General features: G+C 42.9%; 21 protein-coding genes. 6 read left to right on the top strand and 15 right to left on the bottom strand.

The features are described 5' to 3' along the window. Window positions 1–2 precede the first annotated feature (2 nt). Window positions 3–767: a diadenylate cyclase CdaA gene (cdaA, locus tag RB604_RS06300; protein WP_025819138.1), complete on the bottom strand. Its 765-nt coding sequence runs from the start codon at window positions 765–767 to the stop codon at window positions 3–5. Between the two features lie 44 nt (window positions 768–811). Next, window positions 812–1,666: a dihydropteroate synthase gene (folP, locus tag RB604_RS06295; RefSeq protein ID WP_007479038.1), complete on the bottom strand. Its 855-nt coding sequence runs from the start codon at window positions 1,664–1,666 to the stop codon at window positions 812–814. 121 nt (window positions 1,667–1,787) lie between these two features. Here folP and RB604_RS06290 point away from each other — a divergent pair, with 121 nt between their 5' ends. Further along, the gene (locus tag RB604_RS06290) at window positions 1,788–3,803 is read left to right on the top strand and encodes a sensor histidine kinase (protein ID WP_021936056.1); all 2,016 of its coding nucleotides are present in this window, start codon (window positions 1,788–1,790) and stop codon (window positions 3,801–3,803) included. Between the two features lie 401 nt (window positions 3,804–4,204). Here the strand turns inward: RB604_RS06290 and RB604_RS06285 are convergent, their stop codons facing one another. The 4 genes from RB604_RS06285 to RB604_RS06270 all read right to left on the bottom strand — a co-directional run bounded on the left by RB604_RS06285 (window position 4,205) and on the right by RB604_RS06270 (window position 7,945). Next, entirely contained in the window at window positions 4,205–4,789 is a 585-nt protein-coding gene (locus tag RB604_RS06285) for a GNAT family N-acetyltransferase (protein WP_044093821.1), read from the bottom strand. Window positions 4,790–4,903: 114 nt separating this feature from the next. Continuing rightward, window positions 4,904–6,196 carry a MobV family relaxase gene (mobV, locus tag RB604_RS06280; RefSeq protein ID WP_007479041.1) on the bottom strand — a complete coding sequence of 431 codons (1,293 nt, stop codon included), beginning with the start codon at window positions 6,194–6,196 and terminating at the stop codon, window positions 4,904–4,906. Window positions 6,197–6,250: 54 nt separating this feature from the next. Beyond that, entirely contained in the window at window positions 6,251–6,661 is a 411-nt protein-coding gene (locus RB604_RS06275; protein WP_007479042.1) for a hypothetical protein, read from the bottom strand. 90 nt (window positions 6,662–6,751) lie between these two features. Further along, a complete protein-coding gene (locus tag RB604_RS06270) occupies window positions 6,752–7,945 on the bottom strand; it encodes a primase-helicase family protein (protein ID WP_007479043.1) in 1,194 nt (397 codons plus the stop codon). Between the two features lie 222 nt (window positions 7,946–8,167). Between RB604_RS06270 and RB604_RS06265 the strand changes: the two genes are divergently transcribed. Beyond that, entirely contained in the window at window positions 8,168–8,626 is a 459-nt protein-coding gene (locus tag RB604_RS06265; RefSeq protein ID WP_007479044.1) for a GNAT family N-acetyltransferase, read from the top strand. Window positions 8,627–8,697: 71 nt separating this feature from the next. Here the strand turns inward: RB604_RS06265 and RB604_RS06260 are convergent, their stop codons facing one another. Both RB604_RS06260 and RB604_RS06255 read right to left on the bottom strand, forming a co-directional pair. Continuing rightward, window positions 8,698–9,066 (bottom strand): virulence RhuM family protein, encoded by a 369-nt coding sequence (locus tag RB604_RS06260; protein WP_007479045.1) that lies wholly within the window; start codon window positions 9,064–9,066, stop codon window positions 8,698–8,700. Continuing rightward, complete coding sequence (locus RB604_RS06255) at window positions 9,063–10,280, bottom strand: site-specific integrase (RefSeq protein WP_007479046.1); 1,218 nt, start codon at window positions 10,278–10,280, stop codon at window positions 9,063–9,065. The genes RB604_RS06260 and RB604_RS06255 overlap by 4 nt, the downstream gene beginning before the upstream one ends. Before the next feature lie 153 nt (window positions 10,281–10,433). Between RB604_RS06255 and RB604_RS06250 the strand changes: the two genes are divergently transcribed. Next, a complete protein-coding gene (locus tag RB604_RS06250; RefSeq protein ID WP_021936053.1) occupies window positions 10,434–11,732 on the top strand; it encodes a UDP-N-acetylmuramoyl-tripeptide--D-alanyl-D-alanine ligase in 1,299 nt (432 codons plus the stop codon). Window positions 11,733–11,754: 22 nt separating this feature from the next. Here the strand turns inward: RB604_RS06250 and RB604_RS06245 are convergent, their stop codons facing one another. Next, window positions 11,755–12,144: a VanZ family protein gene (locus tag RB604_RS06245; RefSeq protein WP_005926892.1), complete on the bottom strand. Its 390-nt coding sequence runs from the start codon at window positions 12,142–12,144 to the stop codon at window positions 11,755–11,757. A gap of 101 nt (window positions 12,145–12,245) precedes the next feature. On the opposite strand from RB604_RS06245, the gene RB604_RS06240 reads away from it, so the two are divergent. Further along, window positions 12,246–13,613, top strand: a complete 1,368-nt coding sequence (locus tag RB604_RS06240) for a sodium-dependent transporter (protein WP_005926894.1) — start codon at window positions 12,246–12,248, stop codon at window positions 13,611–13,613. Window position 13,614: 1 nt separating this feature from the next. After that, the gene (locus RB604_RS06235) at window positions 13,615–14,523 is read left to right on the top strand and encodes a ComEA family DNA-binding protein (protein ID WP_055293408.1); all 909 of its coding nucleotides are present in this window, start codon (window positions 13,615–13,617) and stop codon (window positions 14,521–14,523) included. Window positions 14,524–14,702: 179 nt separating this feature from the next. On the opposite strand, the gene RB604_RS06230 is transcribed toward RB604_RS06235, so the two are convergent. The 3 genes from RB604_RS06230 to RB604_RS06220 form a co-directional block, all read right to left on the bottom strand. Continuing rightward, the gene (locus RB604_RS06230) at window positions 14,703–15,359 is read right to left on the bottom strand and encodes an ABC transporter ATP-binding protein (RefSeq protein ID WP_005926899.1); all 657 of its coding nucleotides are present in this window, start codon (window positions 15,357–15,359) and stop codon (window positions 14,703–14,705) included. 140 nt (window positions 15,360–15,499) lie between these two features. Beyond that, window positions 15,500–16,228: a tRNA threonylcarbamoyladenosine dehydratase gene (locus RB604_RS06225; RefSeq protein WP_005926902.1), complete on the bottom strand. Its 729-nt coding sequence runs from the start codon at window positions 16,226–16,228 to the stop codon at window positions 15,500–15,502. Next, on the bottom strand, window positions 16,210–18,342 hold the full coding sequence (locus tag RB604_RS06220) for a cation:proton antiporter domain-containing protein (RefSeq protein ID WP_005926905.1): 2,133 nt from the start codon (window positions 18,340–18,342) through the stop codon (window positions 16,210–16,212). Before RB604_RS06220 ends, RB604_RS06225 begins: the two co-directional genes overlap by 19 nt. 143 nt (window positions 18,343–18,485) lie before the next feature. Here RB604_RS06220 and RB604_RS06215 point away from each other — a divergent pair, with 143 nt between their 5' ends. Beyond that, window positions 18,486–19,496, top strand: coding sequence for an aspartate-semialdehyde dehydrogenase (locus tag RB604_RS06215; RefSeq protein ID WP_025819137.1), 1,011 nt, complete (start codon window positions 18,486–18,488; stop codon window positions 19,494–19,496). A 269-nt stretch (window positions 19,497–19,765) separates the two neighbouring features. Here RB604_RS06215 and RB604_RS06210 read toward each other — a convergent pair whose 3' ends face one another. The 3 genes from RB604_RS06210 to RB604_RS06200 form a co-directional block, all read right to left on the bottom strand. Further along, complete coding sequence (locus RB604_RS06210; protein ID WP_055293638.1) at window positions 19,766–22,228, bottom strand: phosphodiester glycosidase family protein; 2,463 nt, start codon at window positions 22,226–22,228, stop codon at window positions 19,766–19,768. A 69-nt stretch (window positions 22,229–22,297) separates the two neighbouring features. Next, window positions 22,298–24,787 (bottom strand): Ig-like domain-containing protein, encoded by a 2,490-nt coding sequence (locus RB604_RS06205; protein WP_055293636.1) that lies wholly within the window; start codon window positions 24,785–24,787, stop codon window positions 22,298–22,300. A 10-nt stretch (window positions 24,788–24,797) separates the two neighbouring features. Next, window positions 24,798–25,652, bottom strand: coding sequence for a TolB-like translocation protein (locus tag RB604_RS06200; RefSeq protein ID WP_055293406.1), 855 nt, complete (start codon window positions 25,650–25,652; stop codon window positions 24,798–24,800). Window positions 25,653–25,667: the final 15 nt, after the last annotated feature.

Here is a 25,667-nt window from a genome sequence, read left to right as displayed (position 1 = left end):
AATCAAGATTTTTTAGTCAACAAGCTTTCCAATTCTTCGGCATTGAGACGAAGATAAAATTGGCCGCGATAAGCCACAGAAATAGCGCCGGTTTCTTCAGACACAATAATGGCATGTGCATCCGACTCCTGAGAAATTCCCATCGCAGCCCGATGGCGCAGTCCCAATTCCTTGGGAATATCCAAATTGTGCGAAACAGGCAATATACAGCCTGCCGCTTTTATACGCTTTTTACTGATTACCATTGCCCCATCATGCAACGGGCTGTTTTTAAAAAAGATATTTTCTATCAAACGCTGGTTTACATTGGCATTTATCAATTCACCGGTGCGGACAATATTATCCAAAGGCACATTATGTTCAATCACAATCAAAGCACCCACTTTCTGTTTCCCCATACTGATACATGCCATTACCACAGGCATAATATCTTCATGTTCCAAAGATTCTTTCTTATTTCCGGTGAAGAAACGGGCCAGAGCGCTGACATGCTGATGTGAACCCAATGTAAACAAGAAACGCCGTATTTCATCCTGAAACAATACAATCAAGGCCAACACACCCACATTCATCAATGTATTGAAAATAGAACCCAAAAGCTTCATTTCCAATACCTGAGTCACCACCAGCCATATCAAAATAAAAACCAGAATACCAGTAAAAACTTTGATAGAACCGGAAGCCTTCATCAACTTATAGACGTAATACAGCAGGAAAGCAACCAACAGAATATCAATGAAATCTTTTATACCGAATTCAAAAAACATCCCCGCAGCCATAGCTATTATTTGATATTCTCCCATAAACGCATTCAGAATTTATAACCGACTATTTTCTCTACCATCTTTACAGCCTCCACAGCTTCGCGCACATCATGCACCCGGATAATATCAGCCCCTTTCATCAAGGCTATCGTATCCAATACGGTAGTCCCATTCAACGCTTCCTGAGGAGTACTTCCAAACAGACGATAGATCATTGACTTTCTGGATATCCCAACCAATAAAGGCAGTTCGAACACTTTAAACTCCTCGAGATGTGCCATCAGTTCATAATTATGCTCCAATGTTTTCCCAAATCCGAAACCGGGGTCAAGAACAATGTCTTTCACTCCCAAATCACGCAATTGCTGTATTTTCTTTGCAAAATACATAAATATCTCTTTCAGAAGATTATCGTAATGTGGCTCCGCCTGCATGCTCTGTGGTGTGCCTTGCATATGCATCATGATGTAGGGTACCCCCAGACGAGCTACGGTTTCAAACATTTCCGAATCCATTTCACCGGCAGCAATATCATTAATAATGGCAACACCATACTCTTCCACACACCACTCTGCCACATCGGCCCGGAAAGTATCTACCGAAATGATGGCATCCGGATGATTCCGTTTCAGAACCTCCAAGCCCATCCGTAAACGATGCATTTCCTCTTCCGAAGAAATATTCTCCGCATTCGGCCGGGAAGAGTAAGCACCAATATCGATTATAGAAGCACCTTCGCTCAATATTTGTTGCGCACGCTGCGCAATATCCGCTTCAGTCTGCATCCGGCTGCCGGCATAAAAAGAGTCTGGAGTAACATTCAGAATTCCCATCACTTGAGGGACAGAGAGATCGAGCAACTGCCCGTTAACATTCAAATATCTATGTACTAATGAGTTCATTAATCTCTTTGTTTCTGTTAGATTTATTGCAAATGTAGAGAAAAAAAGCAAGTTACCATGCATCATTGCAAGAAATAAACGTATATTTGCACACACCCCCAACTAAATAAAGACTATTGAGATGAAAGATCTTCCATATATAACAATAGGCAGATTTTCTGTACTATTCATTATACTGCTGCTAAGTACTACCACAATCGCCCAGAACAGGGAAATGAAAGAGTACAACGTAGATAGTACACTTTATGTATACTACCAGCAATGTAAGGCAAATATCCAATCACCGATCGTTTTGCCCATGTCCGATACCTTGTTTACGATGGCCCAAACCAAATCCGACCCAAGGATGCAAGCCGTTGCACTCTCTACAAAGCTCGATTATTATTACTTCAAAGGACAGGAAGACAGTATTATTGCATGGGTAGAGCGCGTAAAAAAATTCGCACAAGAGACAGAGCAATCCAAATATTATTATTTCGCTTGGGGAAAACGATTAATTCTATTTTATATCAAAAACGGAAAATTCAATACAGCTCTTTATGAAGCTCAAAATATGCTGAGAGAAGCACAGCAAGAAGATAATAAAGAAGGAATTGCCTATTGTTATGATTGTATCGGTGATATATACATTCTGAAAAGACTCAGACAGCAAGCAATCGACGCCAAACTAAAGGCTATCGAAATAATAGAAACATACCATTTGAACGCCTATAATCTACATAGTAAATACATGTCGGTAGCTAAGTTGTACAATGACATGCTACAACCGCAAAAAGCTAACGACATAATAAAAAAAGCGGAAAAGCTCGTACATAACAACAACCAGGCATTCGAACAAAAATTACAGTATGTAGCCTACTATTTAAGGGTTAACCAATTGGAAAAAGCTCAAAAAGCCCTTGAAGAAGCGGAAGAACTCTTTAAGCATGACAAAACACTAATCAACAGGCAAAAGAATTTAATAGTTTCCCGAGAAAGTTATTACAAACAAACCAAACAGTATCAAAAAGCACTGCAAGCTTTAGAAGAACAGGAAAAACTTGCGGCCGAGATGGGAGAAACACAACTGGGTCTGGAAGTTAAAATGAGAAAAGGGCAAACCTATTATTGGATGAGACAAAAGGATCTGGCAGCCGATTATCTGTATGACTATATCAATCTGGCAGACTCAATAAATAATATAAACGAGCAGGCGGCCATTACTGAATTTTCTTCACTTCTAAATTTTGAAAAGATTAAAATCGAAAAAAAAGAACTGGAGCTAAAAGCGAAAGAAGCCGAATTAAAACACAACCGCAGCTTCATCCTACTATTGGTGAGTACTCTTTTCATCGTGTTTATTCTGTTCTATAGAGAATTCTACTTGAACAAAAAATTGAAACACTCCAAAAAGTTGCTTCTTATCAAAAACCAAGAGTTGACAGAATCAGAAAACAATCTGCGCAAAGCACGGGATAAGGCAGAAAAAGCCAGCAATATGAAAACCTCGTTCATCCGCAACATGACACATGAAATACGAACTCCGCTCAACTCTATCGTAGGGTTCTCCCAAGTTATTTCCAGCCAGTTCAAGAAGGACGATGAAACACATGAGTTTGCCAATCTGATAGAAAAAAACAGTGACAAACTATTAAAATTGATAGATGATGTATTAGAACTATCAGATTTAGAATCGAGCGAAGACATGGAGCTTGAGAGCACCAATATTCATATTTGTTGTGAACAAGCTCTTTCCAAAATCCAACCTTATATATCAAAGGATGTCAGCCTTGAATTCCATCCGGGGAACAGCGAACTCTTTATCCATACGAATAAAGAAGCCGTATCCAAAATACTCTTCAATTTACTACATAACGCCGCCAAATTCACAGAGAAAGGAAAGATCACACTTGCGTACTCTTTATCGGAAGCAAAAGATCAGATTTCCATCAGCGTTACGGATACAGGCATAGGCATACCTGCCGATAAACAAGAAATAATATTCGAGCGCTTCACTAAAGTGAGCAATTTCTCACAAGGGTGCGGACTCGGACTCGCACTCAGCAAACTATTAGCCCAAAAGTTAGGGGGAAATCTCGTAATAGACAAAACAAACAAAACAGGAAGCCGTTTCGTTTTAACTCTTCCCGTGCAATAATATTATTTTCAAGTTTATCGAATGACATTAAATATAAAATTCCTGGTGATATGGATTATAATCCAACGATAAAAAGCCCGATCTGTTTTATTTCTTCATCAACTTCATATCATAATCAAAGTTTTTTACGTAAATCTGTATATGACTTATAACCTCTTATAATAAAGAAGATTAGAAAGATTACCTCTTTATTGGGTAATGATTTAGCAACTGTCCGTATTGCTGCGGTTTGCTCTACTTTACTTGTTCAAGTAACTCTTACAGATGCAAATGTATAAAAAAGAGAGCAGATAAGAAGAATAAATCATATCTTTCTTTCCGTCCACTTTCTTTTCATTGGCATATCAACATACAAACAGCAATCGTCTGTCCTGCTGGAGCAACACACCTTGTATCTGGAGTTACAATTCTTCTATGAAATGCTTGTCGGATTCATCCCAATATTTCCTGTACACGAAGTCCTTGTCGCCGTTTAGGTTCAACTGATACATCCTGAATATCACGGGGAAGTTCTTGGGCTGCCATAGTTCTTCATAGGAATAGCGATACACCATGCCGACTTTGCGCATCACATTTCCGCTTCTTGGATTGTCCCTGTCGTGCGTAGCCGTGATGTAGGGCAGACCGTCTTTTCGCACTTGCTCGATAACGGCTTCGCCTGCTTCGGTCGCTATTCCCCTATGCCAAAACTCCCTGCGAAGTCCGTAACCGAAATCGTGGTGTTCTTCCATATCGACTTTTATATAGCCTATCGGGAAATCATCACTTTTCAGGCAGATGGCGTAGGCGTATGCCTGCGGCTGTCCGTATTTTGCCGCATACCTTTCCTCATAGAAACGCTCGGTTTCGCCAATGTCTTTCACAGGATACCAAGGCAGAAACTTGTTTGTTTCTTCATCCTTTAGTATCAGAAAGAGAGCTTCAATATCTTTTTTCGTGAATTTCCTTAAAATCAGACGCTCTGTCTTTAATGTCGGTGTATTCATTCTTATATTGATTATATCCATACATTGTTTTTTGTTTAATACAAAAATACTTGTTTTTGATGATAATTCATTATCAGCGGATAATTTTCTTTGTACTGTTTTTTTGAGCACATCCTATATATTCAGCCCTTTATCCTGTTTTGTAGGGGAAATGCCCAAACCGTTTCTCCATTCATTCGCTTTCTGCCTGAACCATTGCACAAGCGGAATGTCATTCACATATATGTGGTAGTGTCCTTTTCTGTTCTTGTCCTCTCCAAACGAAAAAGCCGCATTCTCGTCACGGAACTTTCTGTTGAACTCTGGAGAATAGAAATCCCCTTTCAAACTAACTTTCTTCAACTTGCACAACTCTTGGACTACCCTTTCAGAGAAATTCAAAGTATTTCGGCAAAAGTCTATCAGTGGTAATAACTTCTCCACATAAGGGAAGTACCGCTGTATCTTGTCCATATACTCGTTGAACTTGGCGCGTTCTTCCCTATGTTTACGCTCCATTGTTTCTATATGCCGTACCAATTCTTCGTTCTGATTTTCAAGTGCTGATATGTGTTGTTGCAATTCCTCCCTTTCCACTTTCAACTTATTGCTGCCGAAAAGAGAACCCACCTTTGCCACGAGTGCGGTCTTGGCTTCCGTCTTGGCGGCTTCCAGCTTCTCCGACTTGATTTCTTTCCTCACATCATCAAGCTGTTGCTCTGCCTGCCGTTGTTCCGTCTGCAACTGCTGCACGTTGGCTTCCAGTTCCCCTGTCCGGCGTTTCAGGTCACGGTAGTATTGGGCAGTGGTGACGTGGCGTGCCTCCGAACCACGTATGCCACGCTGCAAACCGTATTTCGCCATAGCCTTTGCATAGCTGTCGTGATAGGAAACGAGTTTCTCACGTGTCAGCACGTCATCGGCGCACAGGCGCACGGTGTCGGCTTTCTTTCGGTATTGGCGTTTGCTATCCGCTCGCTTCTTCCTTGCCTTTCTGCGTTCGCCCGTCACAATCGGCACGACTGTGGCGTGGATGTGCGGCGTGTGTTCGTCCATGTGAAGCACTGCCGATACGGTGTTCTCCCGTCCGAAAATGCGGTACAGCCATTGCAGGTTGTCGGCGCACCACTCGTCCAGCCTGCCTTCTTCCTGCACTCGCATCAGGTCTTCGTGCGTACCCGAAAGCACGATGCGGATTGCTCTTACTTGGTCGGCGGTAATCTTGCGTCTGATGCCTGCCGTGCGTATGCGGTGGCTTATCGCTTCGGTGCGGTCGGTCACACCGTCGGGGAACTCCACCAGTTCTCGGTTGAGGTGGGTGCGTGTGGGGTCGGCATTCTTGGGGACGGTCTTGCGTTCGATGTGGTCGGATGCGCCCGTGTCCGCCGAGCCTTTCGCCTTGTTGATTTGGATGCTTATATATCCCATGCTTGTTCTGTTTTTTAGGTTTGCAAATCGGTTGTCATTGTCTGCCTGCTGCGCTCATGCCGCATGGCAAGCGGGGGTGTCCAGAGGGGTGCAACCCCGTTGGCTTATTGGGGCATTTTTAGCGGTGCATGGCACTGCGTGAAGAAAATGCCCTAATAAGCTATGGCTTTTCTGTTCCTTAAAAGCCTGCGGAAGTGTCGGTAGGTTATCGGCGGTCTCTTTCTTTGCTCCGATGCAATGTGCTTTTCCTTGCAGGTCGGACATCCGACCGTCCGGCCTGCGGATAGTGATTTTCACCTCCGCTACTTTTCCGGCAGGCTTATTAGTGGATAAAAATCCGATGAATTGATGATTGGTGTATGCAATATATTTATTACCAACGCAATAGGCATTCATCATCGTTTCATCAAACCGCTCGCCAAAAGAGAAATGATGCAAGATGCGGTGCGTCCTTTCTCTTTTCATCAGCCATATCCTTTTGTTGAAAGGTTGATGAAGGTGTAAGTTGCTGTTTTTCTTGTTGTTTATATATACTTTCATCATTTCATCAAAATATCATAGAGTTTCCAACTGTGCTTTGCTTACCGTGTAGTAGCGTCCAATCTTCCTGACGGGCGAGTAATGACATTCACGGTTGTAGTCGTACTGGTAGGTAGTATAGGAAAGCGAGTTGGATGCAGGTGTCAGCTTCCATATTTCCTGTACCACTTTCCGAACTTGCGGTTTCTCCGCCTTGACTTGCGAGCAGACGAGCAACGGGACAATATCATTCAGACAGAACGAGACAGACCCGACACCCATGCTTGCCATGATGTCAAGCAACAGTTCCGCCATTTCTATCTCCAAACGGTTGCGGTTGCTGCGGATTATCTTCCGCAAGGCTTCCGTGTGCAGCAACTTCGGATTGAACCACATGCGGCTTTCCTTTTCGGTGGAAAGCGTCCGATGTGCAAGGAAGTGCAGGAAAGCGGGGATTTCGGCTTTCAACTTATGCAGGAAGTCGGTATCGTCATTCTGTAACGGCACAATCTTCCGCACCCAATAGCGTGTCTCGCCTGCATCGATGATAACGGGCAGGTGTTCGTTGTTGGAGCACAGCACGAACTTGGCGAAGAAGCCTATCTCGTCACGGTCTTTGCCTTTGGCCTCCACCTTGTAGGAAAGCGTGGTGCTCAGGTTCTTCAACCGCTCGCTGTCCTCACGGCGGTTGAGCAGCACCTCGTCCACCATGATGAGCAGCTTGCCAGCCCAGTCGGAATTGAACTGGCTTCGGAAGTCCTCGTTGGTGTTGAATGTCACATTGTTTTGGAAGATGGATTTCAGGAAGTTCAGGAACGTGCTTTTGCCCGTGTTGCGTTCTTCCGACACGAGAAGCAGGATGGGTAACTTCTGAACAGGGTAAAGGTAGAGCAACTGCAAGTAGTCCATTCCCAACTCGTATTGCTCGCCGAAGATATGTTCCACCAATGAACGGATGCAGGGGAAATCACCCTGCACGGGAACATGGCTTATCGGCTCGTACAGGTTAAGGAACTTGCCGATTACGGGCTTATAGTCCACATGGGCAGGTACGGTGCAGAAACCGTCATACTTCGGCACGGTCGCCATGTAGTCCTTGCCGTAGTCCTGCCGCAAGGTTTCGGCATTCCATGCAATACGTTTCTTCACACAACCGCCGTCCATTCGGGGCTGGTTCACAATCTTGTAGAGGGTAGTCCCCACACGGATGAATTCTTCTTTTTCTGCCATAGGCTTTGCTGGGTTTTATGCCGCCGACAAACAATCTCGGCAACAGGTTTAACATCGGGGCAAAGCTACGGCATAAAGATTAAAACACTGATACGCAAATCTATGCAGAACGAAGCAATCGAAACGGAGGGATAAGAAAATGCAGATTATGTAGGTTCTTATGTTTTTGTTGCCGAGAAAAATAAATACCTTTGCTTCCATATAAACCCAAAAAAGTCATACATGGATAGCCATATTATAATTCGGGAATATTGTCCGACTGACAGGAATGACGTAATGAATTTGATAAGATTAAACATTCCGAAGTATTTCGCCGTGAAAGAAGAAGCAGATTTAGGCAGGTATTTAGATGAAGAAGTAGAGCTTTACTATGTCCTGCTATTTGCTGGAATGATTGTAGGTTGTGGAGGAATAAATTTTGCGGATAACATGACGACAGGAAAAATAAGTTGGGATATTGTTCATCCTGCTTATCAAGGAAAATCGTTGGGGACAAAATTGCTCAACCATAGGATAGAAAAACTTAGAAATATCAGTAGCATAAAGAAAATAATAGTACGCACATCGCAATTGGTTTATAAGTTTTACGAAAAACAGGGGTTTGTTCTGCTTGAGGTTAAAAAAGATTATTGGGCGGACGGCTTGGATATGTATAAGATGGAATACAAAGGTATTCTATAGCCAGCCCGAAAAAGGTTTTCCCGTTTTCGGGCTGACGTAAGTGCATCAGTTAGTCTATACATCAATACGCACTAACATTCATAAGCACTACCACGTATGAATGTCCATAGGAGTTGCTTTTCTTTTCGCAAGCACAACCTCTCCAGCAGGGCATTGCGTACTCTTTCGGCATTAGGCGTGCCGATACGGAAAGCGAGTGCCACGACCATTGGCAGAGCGTACACGTCCACGCCGTAACCGTTGGGCTGCTTAATACATCTTTCCACCTCGCAAGATTGCAACACTCCGCTTTTATATACGGCTTTGACAGTGGTACGGAGTGTCGGGGCGATTACCCCGAACAACTCCAACAGTTCCGCTTCGCTCATCCATAGGTTGGCGGTATCGGACGGTACGGTTACTTTACCGTATTCATCCATTATAATCGTTTCACGCTTCATAGTCCTGCCATTTTTACGTTTCCGAAAGACTTGCTCAGTTTGTCGCCCAGCATTGTAAGGTCGTTGTCAAGTTTCTGAACGGTTATCTTCGCATAGATTTGGGTGGTTTCTATGTTCGTATGCCCCAAAATGCGGCTCACGCTTTCAATCGGCATACCCTTGCAGAGAGCCAGAGTTGCAAACCCGTGTCTTGCGCAATGGAAACTGATTTTCTTCGTTATGCCACATTCCTTTATCATCTTGCCCATCCGTTTACAGACAGACCAATAATTGAGGTTAGGAAATATAAGGTTGTTTTCTTGGAAAGGCTTGTAGCGTTCGATTATCTGCAAGGGAATGTCCAACAGCTTTACTTGGAACGGCACACCCGTCTTGTGTCGCTTGGAGATAATCCATTTCTCTCCGTTTACCTCCACAATTTGGTCGTTGCTCAGTTCCTTGATGTCCACGAACGACAAGGCAGTAAAGCTGGCAAAAACAAAAATATCACGGAGGTAGGAGTTCTTGGGGTCTTTGAACTGAAATTCCATCAGTGTTTTCAACTCATCTTCTGTCAGGTATTCACGTTCCTTTGTGTTAGGGCTTATGTGGAACTGGGCAAACGGATTTCTCGGTATGTGTCCGTTGAAGTGCGCCCGCATCACCACACCTTTCAGCCACATGCAGTTTTCCCATATCGAACCGTTGTGTAATCCTGCTTCATTGGAAAGAAAGATAGCGAACTCCTTGATGAAGTCGGGGGTCAGCTCCTGCATGGACATATCGTTCCGCTTATAGCGCGACTTGATGAATGCCGCCACATGGTTTCTTGCCCGTACCCTTGCCATATAGGTAGCCCTTACCCTGTCTTTCCCGACACGTTTCTTGAACACCTCGTTTTCCTTGTCGAAAGCACCGAGTAGCGTTTCATACTCACCACCCAAGCCTTGATAGGCATTGCGTACCATTTCAGCCGTGACATAAGCCTCACGGTCGGATATGCGCTGGTAGTACTTGATGATTTGAGCCTTGATGTTGTCGAGCGCAAGGTTGGTGTCCCTCGCTTCCACGCTCTTGCCTTTCGCCTTGTTGCCTTTGGCGTCCCATAGCTCTTTGCGGATAGTCCGCTTGCAACTGAACTGCGCCACCGTCCCGTTAATCGTTACCCGTCCCATGATAGGGACAAATCCGCATTTCCATCGGGTAATGATTTGAAAACCATTCTTTCGCTGCAATCCGCTTTAAGACGGTTTCATGCACTTTGCCCAGTTTCCGCAATTTGCTTTTAACTTCTTAATATTCAAATTCTACTGCGCTAATTTGCGCCTTTTACGAGGTTATTCCGGAGAATTTGTGTAAGTTTGCCCGCGTCTTTCAATTATAAAAACATGGAAATTTCTACCCTTTATCAAATATTTCTAAACTGTGGTACAGTAACCACCGACAGTAGAAACTGTCCGAAAGGTTCTTTATTCATTGCGCTCAAAGGTGACTCATTTAATGGCAATGCTTTCGCTGCACAAGCCTTAAATGATGGCTGTGCATATGCAGTCATTGACGAAACAGGCCATAATCCAAAAGATGACGAACGTTATATTCTGGTGGACAACTGTTTGGAAACGTTACAACAGCTTGCTAATTATCACCGTCGCCAATTGGGCACACGCATCATAGGAATTACCGGAACGAATGGTAAAACAACCACCAAAGAATTAATATCCGCAGTATTGTCACAATCCTATCATGTACTTTATACCTTGGGAAACCTGAATAACCACATCGGGGTTCCCACCACTTTGCTACGCTTAAAGGCAGAACACGATCTGGCGGTCATCGAAATGGGTGCCAACCACCCGGGAGAAATTAAATTCTTATCTAATATTGCGGAACCGGATTACGGTATCATTACCAATGTAGGTAAAGCCCATCTGGAAGGATTCGGCTCATTTGAGGGGGTTATAAAAACGAAAGGAGAACTTTATGACTTCTTGCGTAAAAAAGAAAATTCCACTATCTTCATTCATCACGATAATCCCTATCTCATGAATATAGCTTCCGGGCTTAACAAGATTTTTTATGGAAGCGAAGAAAACCTCTATATTAATGGCCGTGTGACCGGAAACTCTCCTTATCTCACTTTTGAATGGAAAGCAGGAAAAGACGGTGAGAAACATGAAGTGCAAACACAGCTTATCGGAGAATACAACTTTCCCAATGCATTAGCCGCCATTACCATCGGGACATTCTTTGGAGTAGAAGCGGATAAAATCAATGAAGCACTTTCTAATTATACCCCTCAAAACAATCGTTCGCAACTTAAGAAGACAGCCGATAATACGCTGATTATCGATGCCTATAATGCAAATCCAACAAGCATGATGGCCGCATTGGAGAACTTCAACCGGATGAAAGTCAAACACAAAATGCTCATATTAGGAGACATGCGTGAGTTAGGTGCAGAAAGCGCAGCAGAACATCAAAAAATAGTAGATTTCATCAAAGAATGCGAATTTGAAAAAGTAATATTGGTCGGCAATCAGTTTACGGCAGCCCGCCATTCTTATCAAACATATGCCAATACCCAAGAACTTATACAAGCACTACAGAATAACACACCCAAAGACCATACTATCCTGATAAAAGGTTCCAATGGAATAAGACTGAGTTCAATAGTAGATTATCTGTAATCTACTATTGAATCTTTATCGATTACCGCTTCAGTATACGGGGGCGCACTACATAATAAGCCACCAGACTTGCCAAGACCGCCCCTGTAGCATTCGCAGCAAAATCCAGCCAATCTCCACCACGATAAGTGGTACAATACTCCTGCAATAGCTCTACACATCCGCTAAACAGCACCGGACAGAAAAACGCCCCTATCCATGCATGCCACATCGGAGCCGGTACTTTTCTATGAGTACGTAAAAACTCGAGCCATAGCATACCGGACATTCCAAAATACATACAAAGATGAACAATCTTATCAATGTTCGGTATCTTGCTCAGTTCAGTTGAAGGCGGTTTAAAAAACGATAAATAGATAACCGTCAGAATAATTATTATAGAAACAGGATATTTCTTAATATAGTAAAGCATATCTAAATAAATTACAGATGAGTGGCAAATATAAGGAACATTTTCTATATTTGCATGTTTTAGATAAAAAACATATCGAATTGTAAGATAAAAAAGCTTTTATGACGAAAAATGACAGGGCGAATTTTGGTAGTAAGTTAGGTGTAATACTTGCCTCTGCAGGCTCAGCCGTAGGATTAGGTAACATCTGGAGATTTCCATATGAAACCGGCAATCATGGCGGCGCCGCCTTTATCATTATTTATCTGGGATGTATCCTTTTATTGGGTATGCCTATCATGGTATCCGAATTCCTTATCGGCCGGCATTCACGTGCCAATACGGCAAGAGCTTATCAGAAGTTAGCTCCGGGCACTCATTGGCGTTGGGTGGGCCGGATGGGTGTACTGGCGGGATTTCTTATTCTCAGTTACTATTCGGTAGTAGCCGGCTGGACACTTGAATACATTATCGAAGCGGTAACCAATCGTTTTGCAGGAAAAACGCCCGATGAGTTCATTTCTTCTTTCCAAGCTTTTTCAAGTAGCCCTTGGCGACCGATACTGTGGTTGACCCTATTTCTATTAGGAACTCATTTCATCATAGTGAAAGGCGTCGAGAAAGGAATTGAAAAATCATCTAAAATAATGATGCCCCTACTATTTATCATTATTCTTATTCTGGTAGTATGTTCGGTTTCTTTGCCGGGTGCAAACAAAGGGATCGAGTTTCTGCTAAAACCGGATTTCAGCAAAGTAAACGGGAATGTATTCCTAAGCGCCATGGGGCAAGCTTTCTTCTCCCTTAGTCTGGGCATGGGGTGTCTCTGTACTTATGCTTCCTATTTCAACAAAGAGACCAATCTGACAAAAACAGCTTTCAGTGTAGGAATCATCGATACGCTGGTGGCAATCCTGGCCGGCTTTATTATTTTCCCAGCAGCTTTTTCTGTAGGCATACAGCCTGATGCCGGGCCAAGTCTCATCTTTATTACTCTGCCCAATGTGTTCCAACAGGCATTTAGCGGCATCCCGATATTAGCATATATCTTTTCAGTGATGTTTTATGTATTGCTCGCCGTAGCAGCACTTACATCGACCATTTCCATGCACGAGGTAGTTACCGCTTATTTGCATGAAGAGTTTAAATTCACGAGAAAGCGTGCAGCACAACTGGTTACAGGCGGATGTATTTTCTTAGGTATATTTTGCTCGCTCTCACTCGGAGTGACTAAAAACATCACCGTATTCGGATTGGGTATGTTCGACTTATTCGACTTTGTCACTGCCAAAATCATGTTGCCTCTCGGCGGGTTATGCGTTTCCATATTCACCGGATGGTATCTCGACAAGAAAATCGTATGGAGCGAGATAACCAATAACGGTTCGCTCAAAATACCGGTTTATAAACTTATCATTTTTATATTGAAATATATTGCACCTATAGCAATTTCCTGTATCTTTATCAACGAACTGGGATTGCTTAAATAACATGTGGAAAGATTTCTTTTATTTTTCTCGTACCGAACGGCAAGGTATTTTAATACTTACCATACTGATCACTTTAGTTTGTACCATCTCGTGGTTCATGCCGGCGAGGGACACCGAAATAAAAGACAATCCGGAATCCGAAAAAGAATATGAAACATTCATTACATCCATAAAAAAACGGGAGCACTCCCCCAAAAGTGACAACGCTGATCACTTTTCCCAAAAGCATAAAATCGTATTGACTTCTTTCGATCCCAACACTGCCGATTCCAGTACATTTCTAAGTCTCGGGCTCCCTTCATGGATGGCCGGCAATATCCTCCGTTACCGGGCAAAAGGAGGGAATTTCCGTAAGCCGGAAGATCTTCGCAAAATATACGGACTGACAGAAAAACAGTATAAGACTCTTTTACCTTATATTTCTATATCCACAGCAGAAAAACATAGAGTCAAGGATACCATCCGGTTATTAACCCACAAAAAAGCACAGGATTCTCTGCAATATTACAAATACCCGACAGGAACCGTAATCGACTTAAATCAATCCGATACCATCGAATTTAAAAAGATACCCGGTATAGGCAGTGCTATCGCCCGTATGATCGTAGGATACAGAAAACAGTTGGGAGGCTTCTATAAAGTAGAACAGTTACAGGATATACATTTGCCCGTGGACAAGCTATGCACTTGGTTCTCTGTAGAGGAAGGAGGCACTCTCCGGATGAACCTCAACAAAACCGAGATAGAACGTCTGAAAGCCCACCCTTATATCAACTTTTACCAGGCAAAAGCCATCGTCGAGTATCGCAGGAAGAAAGGAAAAATACAAAATCTGGATCAGCTGAAGCTCTATGAAGAATTCTCCGAAAAAGATCTGGAACGAATATCGCCTTATGTCTGTTTTGAATAAAAAAAGATGCATCCTTATCACACTAGATAAGAATGCATCACACACAAACAAAACAAACACTCTACGTACCATCTTCACAGACTTCTGTAGAGAAGCGATATAAAGATACGGCTAATTAGTTAATAATGAACTATACATTAGCCGTTTGGTATCTTTTTTTCAGAATTTCGTTCAACTTATTAACAGTTATTAATTATTCCATCTATTATATGGACTGTCCGATCGGTTATCCGAGCCAAACTCTCATCGTGTGTCACAATAACAAATGTCTGCCCTAACTGGTCACGAAGTTTAAAAAACAATTGGTGCAACTCCTCTTTATTATGTGTATCCAAACTACCGGAAGGTTCATCCGCCAATATCACTGCCGGATTATTGATAAGGGCACGGGACACGGCCACCCGTTGTTTTTCTCCACCGGAGAGTTCATTCGGTTTATGTGAAGCCCGCTCTGCAAGTCCCATAAAGCTCAATATCTCCAATGCACGAGCAGTAGCTTCCTTGGATGAAGTGCCGGCAATCAAAGCTGGAATCATTACATTTTCCAACGCAGTAAACTCCGGAAGTAATTGATGAAATTGAAAAACGAAACCGACGTGCTTGTTTCTAAAGGCAGAAAGTTCTTTTTCTTTCATTTTACTGACTTTGGTTCCATCTATATAGACATTACCGTTATCCGGTTCATCGAGCGTACCCATAATTTGCAACAAGGTAGTTTTACCAGCTCCACTCGGCCCGACAATGCTGACAACCTCCCCTTTATTTATTTCCAAATCAATACCTTTCAAGACTTGCAATGATCCGAAATTCTTTGTGATTCCCTCTAATCTTATCATAAGAATAATGTAATTAATAATAATGTGCCAATGAATAATGTGCCAATGTGCCAATTACCATGCGGCATGTTTGCCATAGCGCAGCCAATTGGCACATTGGCATATTGGCACATTGGCACATTATTCATTGGCACATTATTCTACAATCGTTTTATAACATATTCTGCTAAATAACAGCCAAATACAGCAGGCATATAGCTCACTGTACCACAAGTAGACTTCTTATTCATTTCATCATCAGTCAATAATACAGCTTTCGGATCGGCTTGTTCCGTACTGAATACTACCGGTACTTTCCGTTTTACCCCCATCTTCTGTAAACGCTTGCGCACGGCCTTACTCAATCCGCAATGGTATGTATCCCAAAGATCGGCGAAACGAACTTGGGTTATATCGCTCTTCGCACCGGCTCCCATGCTCGACACTATTTTAATACGTCTTTGCAAAGCATGATAGATAAGATAACATTTCGGACTTAAAGTATCTATTGCATCAACAATAAAATCATATTCATCAGCGTCCAGCAAATCCGGAATATTCTCATCCTTCAAAAAGACAGGTAATACCTTCAACTCCAGATCCGGATTGATATCCTTAAATCTCGCTTCCAAAACATCAGCCTTAAACATTCCCAAGGTAGAATGCATCGCAGGCAACTGCCGGTTTAAATTGGTAATTTGCACCGTATCTGCATCGACAATGGTCATCCGTCCCACACCGGCACGGCAAATCATTTCGGCAGCATAGGCGCCGACTCCGCCCAAACCGACCACAAGTACATGAGCAGATTGTAAACGAGCCATTTTATCTTCACCCAACAAAAGCTCCGTTCTTTGTTTCCAATTTATCATTAACTCTTCTTTAACCATTTATAGAACCATTTACCCACTTTCTCATAATGCTGCGACTCATTGCTTCCACGCGGATTGGAAAAAGAGAGTGCCTCCTGAGGTTCACCCAACTGATCCGGGTATAAAATAATAAGACTATTATTGGAGAAATATTTTCCAAGTTGTGCCGGCAGTTTCTCGAAAGCCGTATCATAAGAGATTGAACCACGCCGTGCGCTGATTATAACCAGCAGATGATCGTAGTTCACTTGTCCTGTGAGCAATAACAAATCGTCCCAATCATCCAAATGAGAAAAGTCGGTCATCGTCAACCCATATTTATTCTTTACCAACTGCTGTAAATATCCCAAGGTCTGTTCGTTCGCAAAAAAATGTGCCCGGCACCCTAAAATACTTGCCATACGGCAGAAGTGACCGACCCATTTCTGAAAGCCGGCCTCATACTCCGCTTTAGGGGGAACAGCTATGATAATACGTCGCAAAGTATTTACCGGCATGAGGAATTTCGCTATCATTACCTCCCGATGCAAACCTTTCAATAAGCTGTCTGCCAGATTTCCAAAAAAAGAATCTACAATGTTAACCTTACGGTGCAATCCGATAATCACATCTGTCACCTCATATTCCTTGGCAGTATGAATAATACCGGAAGCAATATTCAAATCATACCTGCTAATCTGCGTCAAAGAAACATCTGCCGACGCCGCTATCATGGCCGCGCGTTCCAGATTCCTCTTCCCTCTCGACTCCAACTGCTCGGAACTACTGTTATCATTGATAACATTCAGTGCCATCAGGTTGTTCCTTTGTTTAGAATCACGAATGACCAGAGACAGATTTATCAATTCTTCGATTGTTTCCGGATTTGCCACCGGTATCAAAATCTTCTCCGGAATATTTTTCTTATCCTCCGCATCCAGTTGTGCTTCATTCATTGCCAATTTACGCGCCGCTCTTTCCGTTGCAAACGAACTGATGATACAAGTGAACAAAATCAGGACTATCGTACCGTTCAGCACATCTTCATTCAACAATCGCTCTCCACTGGGAAGAATAATATTATACCCCACCAATACGGCTGCCAAAGTTGCGGCCGCCTGGGCATTACTTAGACCGAACATCAGTTCACGTTCGATCGCTTTCATCTTGTATATTTTTTGGGTAAGCCACGAAGCGATCCACTTGCTGGCCAAAGCTACCGTAGTCATCACCACAGCCACCTTTAACGCATCTCCGTGTCCGAAAAGTATCTTAATATCGATCAACATTCCCACCCCGATCAAGAAATAAGGAATAAACAAAGCATTCCCTACAAACTCAAGGTGATTCATCAACGGTGAGACATGCGGTATGAGACGGTTCAAGACCAATCCGGCAAGGAACGCCCCCAAAATGCCTTCCATCCCGACAAATTCCATCAATCCTGCTCCAAGAAATACCATGGCAAGAACGAAAATAAACTGCATCACGTTGTCGTCATATTTACGGAAGAACCAACGACCAATACGCGGAAAGAAGAAAATGATCAGGAAACCTAAGAAAATGACTTTCACCACCAGCCACAGCCAGAACATCTCCGAAGACTCTCCCTTAAACAGGCCGCCGATTACAGCCAGTACCAGCAGGGTCAGGGTATCCGTTACCGCCGTACCTCCCACTGCAATGCTGACACTGCGATGGCGTGACACTCCATACCGGATCACGATGGGATAAGCAACCAGCGTATGAGAAGCGTACATACTGGCCAGCAGAACCGACGTGATAAAACCATATTTCAATACGGTCATATTGGTAATGAACCCCAATGCCATAGGAATGACAAAAGCCAATAATCCCAACACCACAGCTTTCCCCCGGTTTTTCTTGAAGTCGCCCATGTTCATTTCCAGCCCGGCAAGAAACATGATATAGTAGAGTCCGACTTTACCAAACAGTTCAAAACTACTGTCACGTGCCAAAATATTGAACCCATGCTCTCCAATCACCACTCCAGCCAGAATCATACCGATAATATGAGGAATGCGGAGCCGTCCCAACACCATAGGAGCAAACAAGATAATAAGAAGTACAAGGAGAAATATCCATGTAGGATCTGTTATAGGTAGGTTAAAATCAAAATCAAGCCACTCCATATATCCAAGTTTTTACGTTTTCTCTGCAAAATAACAAAAAAGTTATCAATTATATGCCAGAATGTTATAATTTTGCAGCCAATTATTTACTATTCGGAAGAATAGAAAAGAAAATCAATATTCAATTAAAACAAAAGAAAAAGATGAAAGTAGCTATTGTTGGCGTAAGCGGAGCCGTAGGACAAGAGTTCCTGCGCGTGCTCGATGAGAGAAATTTTCCGTTGGACGAGTTAGTTTTGTTCGGCTCTAAACGCAGTGCCGGAAGCCAATATACCTTCCGCGGTAAACAGATCGAGGTCAAACTCTTACAACACAACGATGACTTTAAAGGGGTAGATATTGCTTTCACATCCGCTGGTGCAGGTACATCTAAGGAATTTGCAGAAACCATCACCAAATATGGTGCTGTGATGATTGATAATTCCAGCGCTTTCCGTATGGACAACGACGTACCTTTGGTGGTGCCCGAAGTGAATGCAGCCGATGCCAAGGACCGCCCGCGCGGTATCATCGCTAACCCCAACTGTACAACTATCCAAATGGTAGTTGCATTGAAAGCCATCGAACAACTTTCACATATAAAAACCGTGCATGTATCTACTTATCAGGCAGCCAGCGGGGCAGGTGCAGCAGCAATGGACGAACTTTACGAGCAATACCGCCAGGTACTCGCAAACGAACCCGTCACGGTAGAAAAGTTTGCATATCAATTGGCTTTCAATCTGATTCCTCAAATTGATGTATTCACCGAAAACGGATATACCAAGGAAGAGATGAAAATGTACAATGAAACCCGTAAAATCATGCACTCGGACATCAAGGTCAGTGCTACCTGTGTACGTGTCCCGGCATTGAGAGCACACTCCGAAAGCATCTGGGTGGAAACCGAACGTCCTATCTCGGTGGAAGAAGCCCGCGAAGCCTTTGCCAAAGGCGACGGTCTCGTTCTTCAGGACAATCCCGCCGAAAAAGATTACCCGATGCCGCTGTTCCTTGCCGGTAAGGATCCTGTATACGTAGGCCGCATCCGCAAAGACTTGACAAATGATTGCGGACTGACTTTCTGGATTGTGGGCGACCAAATAAAGAAAGGCGCCGCACTGAATGCCGTACAGATTGCAGAATATCTGATTAAAGAAAAAAATGTAGGATAAAAACACCGTCTAAAGGTATTATGAAAGAAAAGGCGCCCGATCATTGATTGTTCGGACGCCTTTTTCACATTCACATATATTCACCTAACACCCATGACAAGTAAAGTGACCTACAGTTTCACCTATTGAAACGAAAAGTTTCTTTCGGAGGAACCATTCGTTTCATACGGATGAAACGATTGGTTCCATACAGTGGAAACCGTTAGTTTCAATAAAAAGAAACCGTTCGTTTCAATAATATGAAACAGACTCGATGTACCTCTTCCGATCTATTTTCTCACCATTAGCTTGTGTGTATCCCTCCTGCCATCTATCAATACAGACAAGAAGTATACCCCACTGTCCAATGAATGAAGGGGTACATTATATGTATATTTTCCGGCAAGCAAACGATTCGTAAGATGGCTCATAAGATTTCGCCCATCGGCTGTCCACAATGAAATAGAAGCCGTTCCCGCTTTTAATAAAGAATAATGTAAAATCGCCTCTCCACCAGAATAATTCAACCACGAAACAGCATCATCGACAAGAGTTTCAGAAACCCCTACCCCTTGAGATAACGGATAATGGGCCGTAAGGTCTTTAAAAGAGATTCTTGTATCGGTAAAGGTCATCCCCGGCTTAAGATAAAACTTCATACCGGTCAGGGTCAACGGATATTCTATAAGGTCTAATGGGATTCCGTTATCCATAAAAGATATGGAATACACAGAGTCAATCCCCCAGGCAGGTTCCAACCTCACCTTTTCAAAACTGACTTTTGTGTTCGAAGCAAAATCCAAGTAAAGTTCTTTAACCAGATCGTCTTTCACAAACATCCGAAAAGAAATAGAATCGGGCAAGCTATAAAAAGTCACAGGTTTGGTAAATTCAATATATGCCGAACGGCCGGTTTTAACATCAAATACCATATTGACCCCATTATCCCATCCTACCGGTAACCCGTAATTTTCAAACCTCAGATTAGAGAATGTACCAGTCGTTTTCATCGGCCATGACGCCATATCTGCAAAAGTCTCCTGTATCCTGTCTTCATCGGCGATTTCAACTTTTACCTTCACACACACACTCAAATCCTCCAAAGTACCTTGCAACTCTGTTTCGCCATTGGCCACTCCTTTTATTATTCCGGCTTCTACCCGGCAGCAATCCGGATTCGAAGAAGTCCAGATAAAAGCACTTGGGTCCAACTGATAAACCTTATTTCCCGATGTTGCATCAATCCTTATCGGAAATTCGCGATGACCGTCTATCAATAGACTTTGAGGATATGCCTGTACATCCGAAACCGGAGATACAAAAACATTCAGAATGGCTTCTTTCCCATCTTTTGATGCGATAATACGCCCTCCTGTAGTATTTAAAGCAGCATGAAATACCCCATCTGCATCCACGTATCCCATATCTTCCGGTATACACCGGTAAGTAAATCCCTGTCCGCCTTTCTCCAAAACTTTACCATATTCATTAAAAGATAAAAGAGTCAACGGATTCAATGACACAGCCGTTGTATACAGGTTAGGAACTACAAAAGAGTAAGAAGCAACGGTCTCTGATTCCGGTTCAGTAGATACGACCAATAAAGCATCGGCTACCGGACGAATTTCTCCTCCACGCATCGGATAATTCAACATTTCATGATCAACTGCTATCGTTGCAGAACCGCCACTGTCAAAGTTGACAACATTCCAGGAGCCATGAGCTAACATCCAATTTGCAATGTCAATACAATTTACTCCAGGACTTTCTTTTGTCCCTCCTTCCACAGTCACGATATACACCGTTTTTCCATCTTGAGACATGCCTGCCATTACCCGCGCAGAAACTTCGAACTCACGGCCATTCTCAAAATCATTGTATTCCCCATCGTGTAATTTCCCTTCGTAGGCAATGCTCGGATAACCATGAAAACCGGCAACAATATCCTTCAAAGGTTCACCGAATTTTCCTTTTACAAACATCTGGGAAACAGCTATAACATCTCCTGCCTTAATTTTATTTTCAAAGCTTTGCACACTTTCATTTCTGGCATAGATTACATATTCGGTAGCCGATGTCTGTATCGGTGTATCAGAGACCTCCTGAACCTCGCATCGGATGTCATTACCGTTCACCGTCCAGGTATCCAACGGTTTTATCTTAATATACAAACCGGGGTCTGTCAGTATCCTGGAATTCATACGATTGAATAGAATACAATTACCTACCAGAGCCGTAGCACTCGAGTTATAATAATCTATATTTACTTCACTACCATCCTTCAAAAGAATTTTCGAGATCAAAGACGGATAAAACACACCGGCAGTCTTTTCTTGTGAGATTGCAAAAATAGAGCGTCCGCTTCCGGAAGCAAAGGGTATCTCGCCATTGCTAATATTAACACCGATACACACCCCGGATTCATACACAAAGAAATCATGGTTGAATGCCGCACAAACGCGATGTCCCGGGTATGTATTGCTTCTTGACATACTCATCACGGTTTCCCGAGAGACATCGGGTACTTTATTGTGTGATTGCACTTGTTCTATTTGCGTATAAGGATTAGTAAGATCAATAGTAGTAACCCACATTAACACAGGCTTATCCCGATAAGCAATCTTTGTGTATTGTACACCGGCTCCCAACGTATAATGTTCCAATGTATCCGGAGTTCCCCATAAAGGTTCCTGAGCTCTCAAAGTCGTAGCAGAAATCAACAATGCCACATACAACAAAAATATATTCTTCATTTCCATCCTATTATTATAGATGAAGTGACGGCCGGCATACGCCTGCCGGTCGTCACCATAAAATCAACATCAATTTCCCACGAATATCTTTTGTGAAACAGTTCCCCCTGAGCTAAAACCGGCTTCCATTATACAAATGCCCTTTGGCAATCCGCCAAGACTCATTCGAGACGTATCCACATACCGCAGTAACTTGCCCGATAAAGAATACAATTTCATACATACGATTTCTTCACTATTCGCCACGACTTCATTGGTCTCGGCAATATAACTGAAAGAGAAAGTCGAAACCGTTTCAGACGTTATCGATGTCAATGTATTGTCGTAAACCAAGACATTATCTATATAAATAGTTCCGGTATTCGTCAAAGGCCGTTCTTTCTGCCTAATTTTCAAACCTGTAAATGTGTATGTCTTCCCCGCAGGCAAAGCATCTAAAGAGACCTCCACAAAACTCCAATCGCAAAAGGTGAGATCGGTCAGTTTGAGTTCCTGCACATCTCCGTCGGCAGAAGATAATTGTAGCCAAACTTCATTTCCCGTCAAATCACCCAAAATATGCATACCGATTGCCCGGGTTGCATCGACTGGGAATCCGGCCGTTGTCTGATAAGCAACCACCCCATTTGCCTCATCGGCCGCAAAGGTATATTTCAGCAGACAAGAAGCCGCCCCGAACAGCACTTTGGACGTATTCCGGGAGGTACTTGCAGAAGCCACTTCCACACTATTTCCCGAAGAGTAGGTAAAGGCACCCGTAGCCTCCATGTCCATTCCCACAGTTCGATCCGTAACTCTTATATCTACCGCCTTAAACGTATAATCCATCGGTTCTACAATATCGATACCGTTCACATCTACCATATTGCGATCGATAACGACCCTATACGTTTCATTCTCAATCAATCCGCCCGAAAGCGTAAATGCCAAAGAACCGTAAGGAGCACTAACCGAATTTACCTTAATAGAACGAGGAACCTTAGATATCTCTTCTCCTTTAGAATCATAGATTTTAACAGCATCTCTTGCCAAAGTAGAATTCAACTTATTATCAAATCTGAATTCAAAAGGTGCACTCGTACCATAATTGACATATTCCATTCCAGGAGTCGGGTAACAGCCTAAAAGTTCCAGTTGATTGCGATTATTGGTGAAGAACTGAAAACTAAAGTCATTTTCCATCGACAGTTCGCCCGGATGTTTCAGACTTTTATCCAGTTTAACCGTATACAACGTCGAAATCTCATAAGGTTTATCCGGAGAAAAAATCATCCGATGCTGACTATCTTCAAACACAATGGAACCTTTCACCTCGGGAGTAATTGAAAATGCCGCTATGGCCGACTCTACATCCACATCCCAATTAAACTCAAATATGATTTTCGTATTACACTCCACCACTTCGTCTTCCCCGACCTGCGGAGAATAGTTGATCACCTCCGGGGGAGTCAAACGTTGCATATCCAGGCGTGCGTCCAAATAAGATGTCTCACCTGCCTTCACCTCCAGTTCATACGTCTTATCAAAATACTGATCAGCCGCCACATTTACCGTATATTTTCCGGGAGCCAGTTGCTTAAACACAAATACTCCATTATCTATATCATCTGTTGTATACGTCAGGTTTCCCGGATTCACGGTAACGACAGCATTGTTCAACGCCAACAGTTCATCTTTCGAATTTCTGATCTTGACATGACTTCCCATATCTTTATTCCTACTATCATGTACACTCCCTGCAATATTTCCCGTCGGAATGGTACCGGCATTAAATATTTCACAAAAAGACTTGTAGAAATGCCATGCTTCCAGCCACTTATATTCCATATTCATCAGGCGGCGGGTCTCAGGAATATAATCATGCATCGAGCCCTCTGATATACATCCGGGTACAGTCAACCCTCTCAACACACCGTATCCATTACTCCACCCCATAACGGTACGCCCAAATGTTTTATCGCCACGGACCGTATATTCGGATGCCCAACTATTCACCTCGTTTTCATAAAGATTCTTTGCAATCACCGTACTGATTTCTCTACTACGGTCCGAAAAAGGAGTGGCAGTAGGATATACATGAGTATCCCCAGGATCTACACCTGCGTATAGTTGTAATACATAATTCGTGACCCCGGCATTACTATGAATCGACAGCATATAATCCGCTTCGGCTTCGTTAGCCATCCGGACAATCTGTGTCAATGGAGTGTCGTCCGTATAGATAATAATCGGGTCCCCATCCTCATCCGTTACAATGTTGCCGGCCTCATCCGTCTTATAAACGGTGGGGTTATTTGACAAACGAGACATCACCACAGTAGCTCCCGCATTTTCAAGAAGCTCACGCAACTGTATTCCTTTATCAAAGTTACTCTGAGACTCCCAAAAACCATTCTGATCGCCCGGTTTGAATTTTCCAAATGGTATATTCCGGTCATCACTGTCAAATCCTCCATGCCCGGGGTTTACCAATATTGTTACTCCGGACAAATCTTGGGAATAGCCCTTATTTGCATTCAACAGAAAGAGAGCTATAATTAGATAACATATATGTTTCATAATACTCATATTACTTTTCCAATTCTAATACAATTATATCACCCTCCAACGTATTATAGGCTATTCTTCCACTCGACCTATTCACAGCAGGATACATCGCTTTCTCCGTAGATGGTACCAGTATCTGCCGTTGCTTGCCATCAGCAGAAACCATCACAACAGAAGATGAAGTTATATAATCTCCATTATCCTTATCTACCATTCCAACGATTCGATCCCTATCATACCATACCGGTGCATTCAGATATCCGATCTCTGCAAGTACTTTTCCTTTTAAATCACACACATACGTTCCTTTACCTACGGCAGTAAAGAGTATTCTGTTTCCATCCGGAGACAAACTCCCCCACAAATATCTATCCGTTTTTTCCAACGGATGTAATACGTTTTTCAATCCATTCGTTTCAACGATCAGGCATAGTTTATCCGTATAAGCCGTCAGTGTATTGCCCATCGGGCTTCCTAAACGCTGCGCCGACAACGGACGCGCAGTCGCTGCATCTGCACAACGCACATTTTTTTCTTCTTTCCGCTGATAACACATCCATGTGTTCTGCTGACGCATATTCACTTTCTCCGTGGCCCGATAGTAAACTTGTTCGCCATTCCGGTCAAAGGCCGGATTATATCCTGCACCGTCCACTTCGGTTATCACATCAGAGGTTTTACTCTTCAGGTCGTACAGGAATAGTCCCTTATAATTTTCGGAGGTATACAACAATTCCTTCCCGTCATTACTAAAAACAGGATAAAAGCCCGGTGTCTCTTTATTTATTTTATAACTCCGCTCTACCTTTACTAATTGGGCTTGAGCAAGAAAGACATTACAGGACAGTAATATCCACAAACAATAATTTTTCTTCATAAACCTATTTTTTAG

Origin of the sequence: Bacteroides salyersiae (genome assembly GCF_031172035.1) — a bacterium.
Lineage (GTDB): Bacteria > Bacteroidota > Bacteroidia > Bacteroidales > Bacteroidaceae > Bacteroides > Bacteroides salyersiae.
The sequence above is the reverse complement of the archived record's forward strand: the minus strand, read 5'-3'. Positions and strand labels throughout refer to the sequence as shown.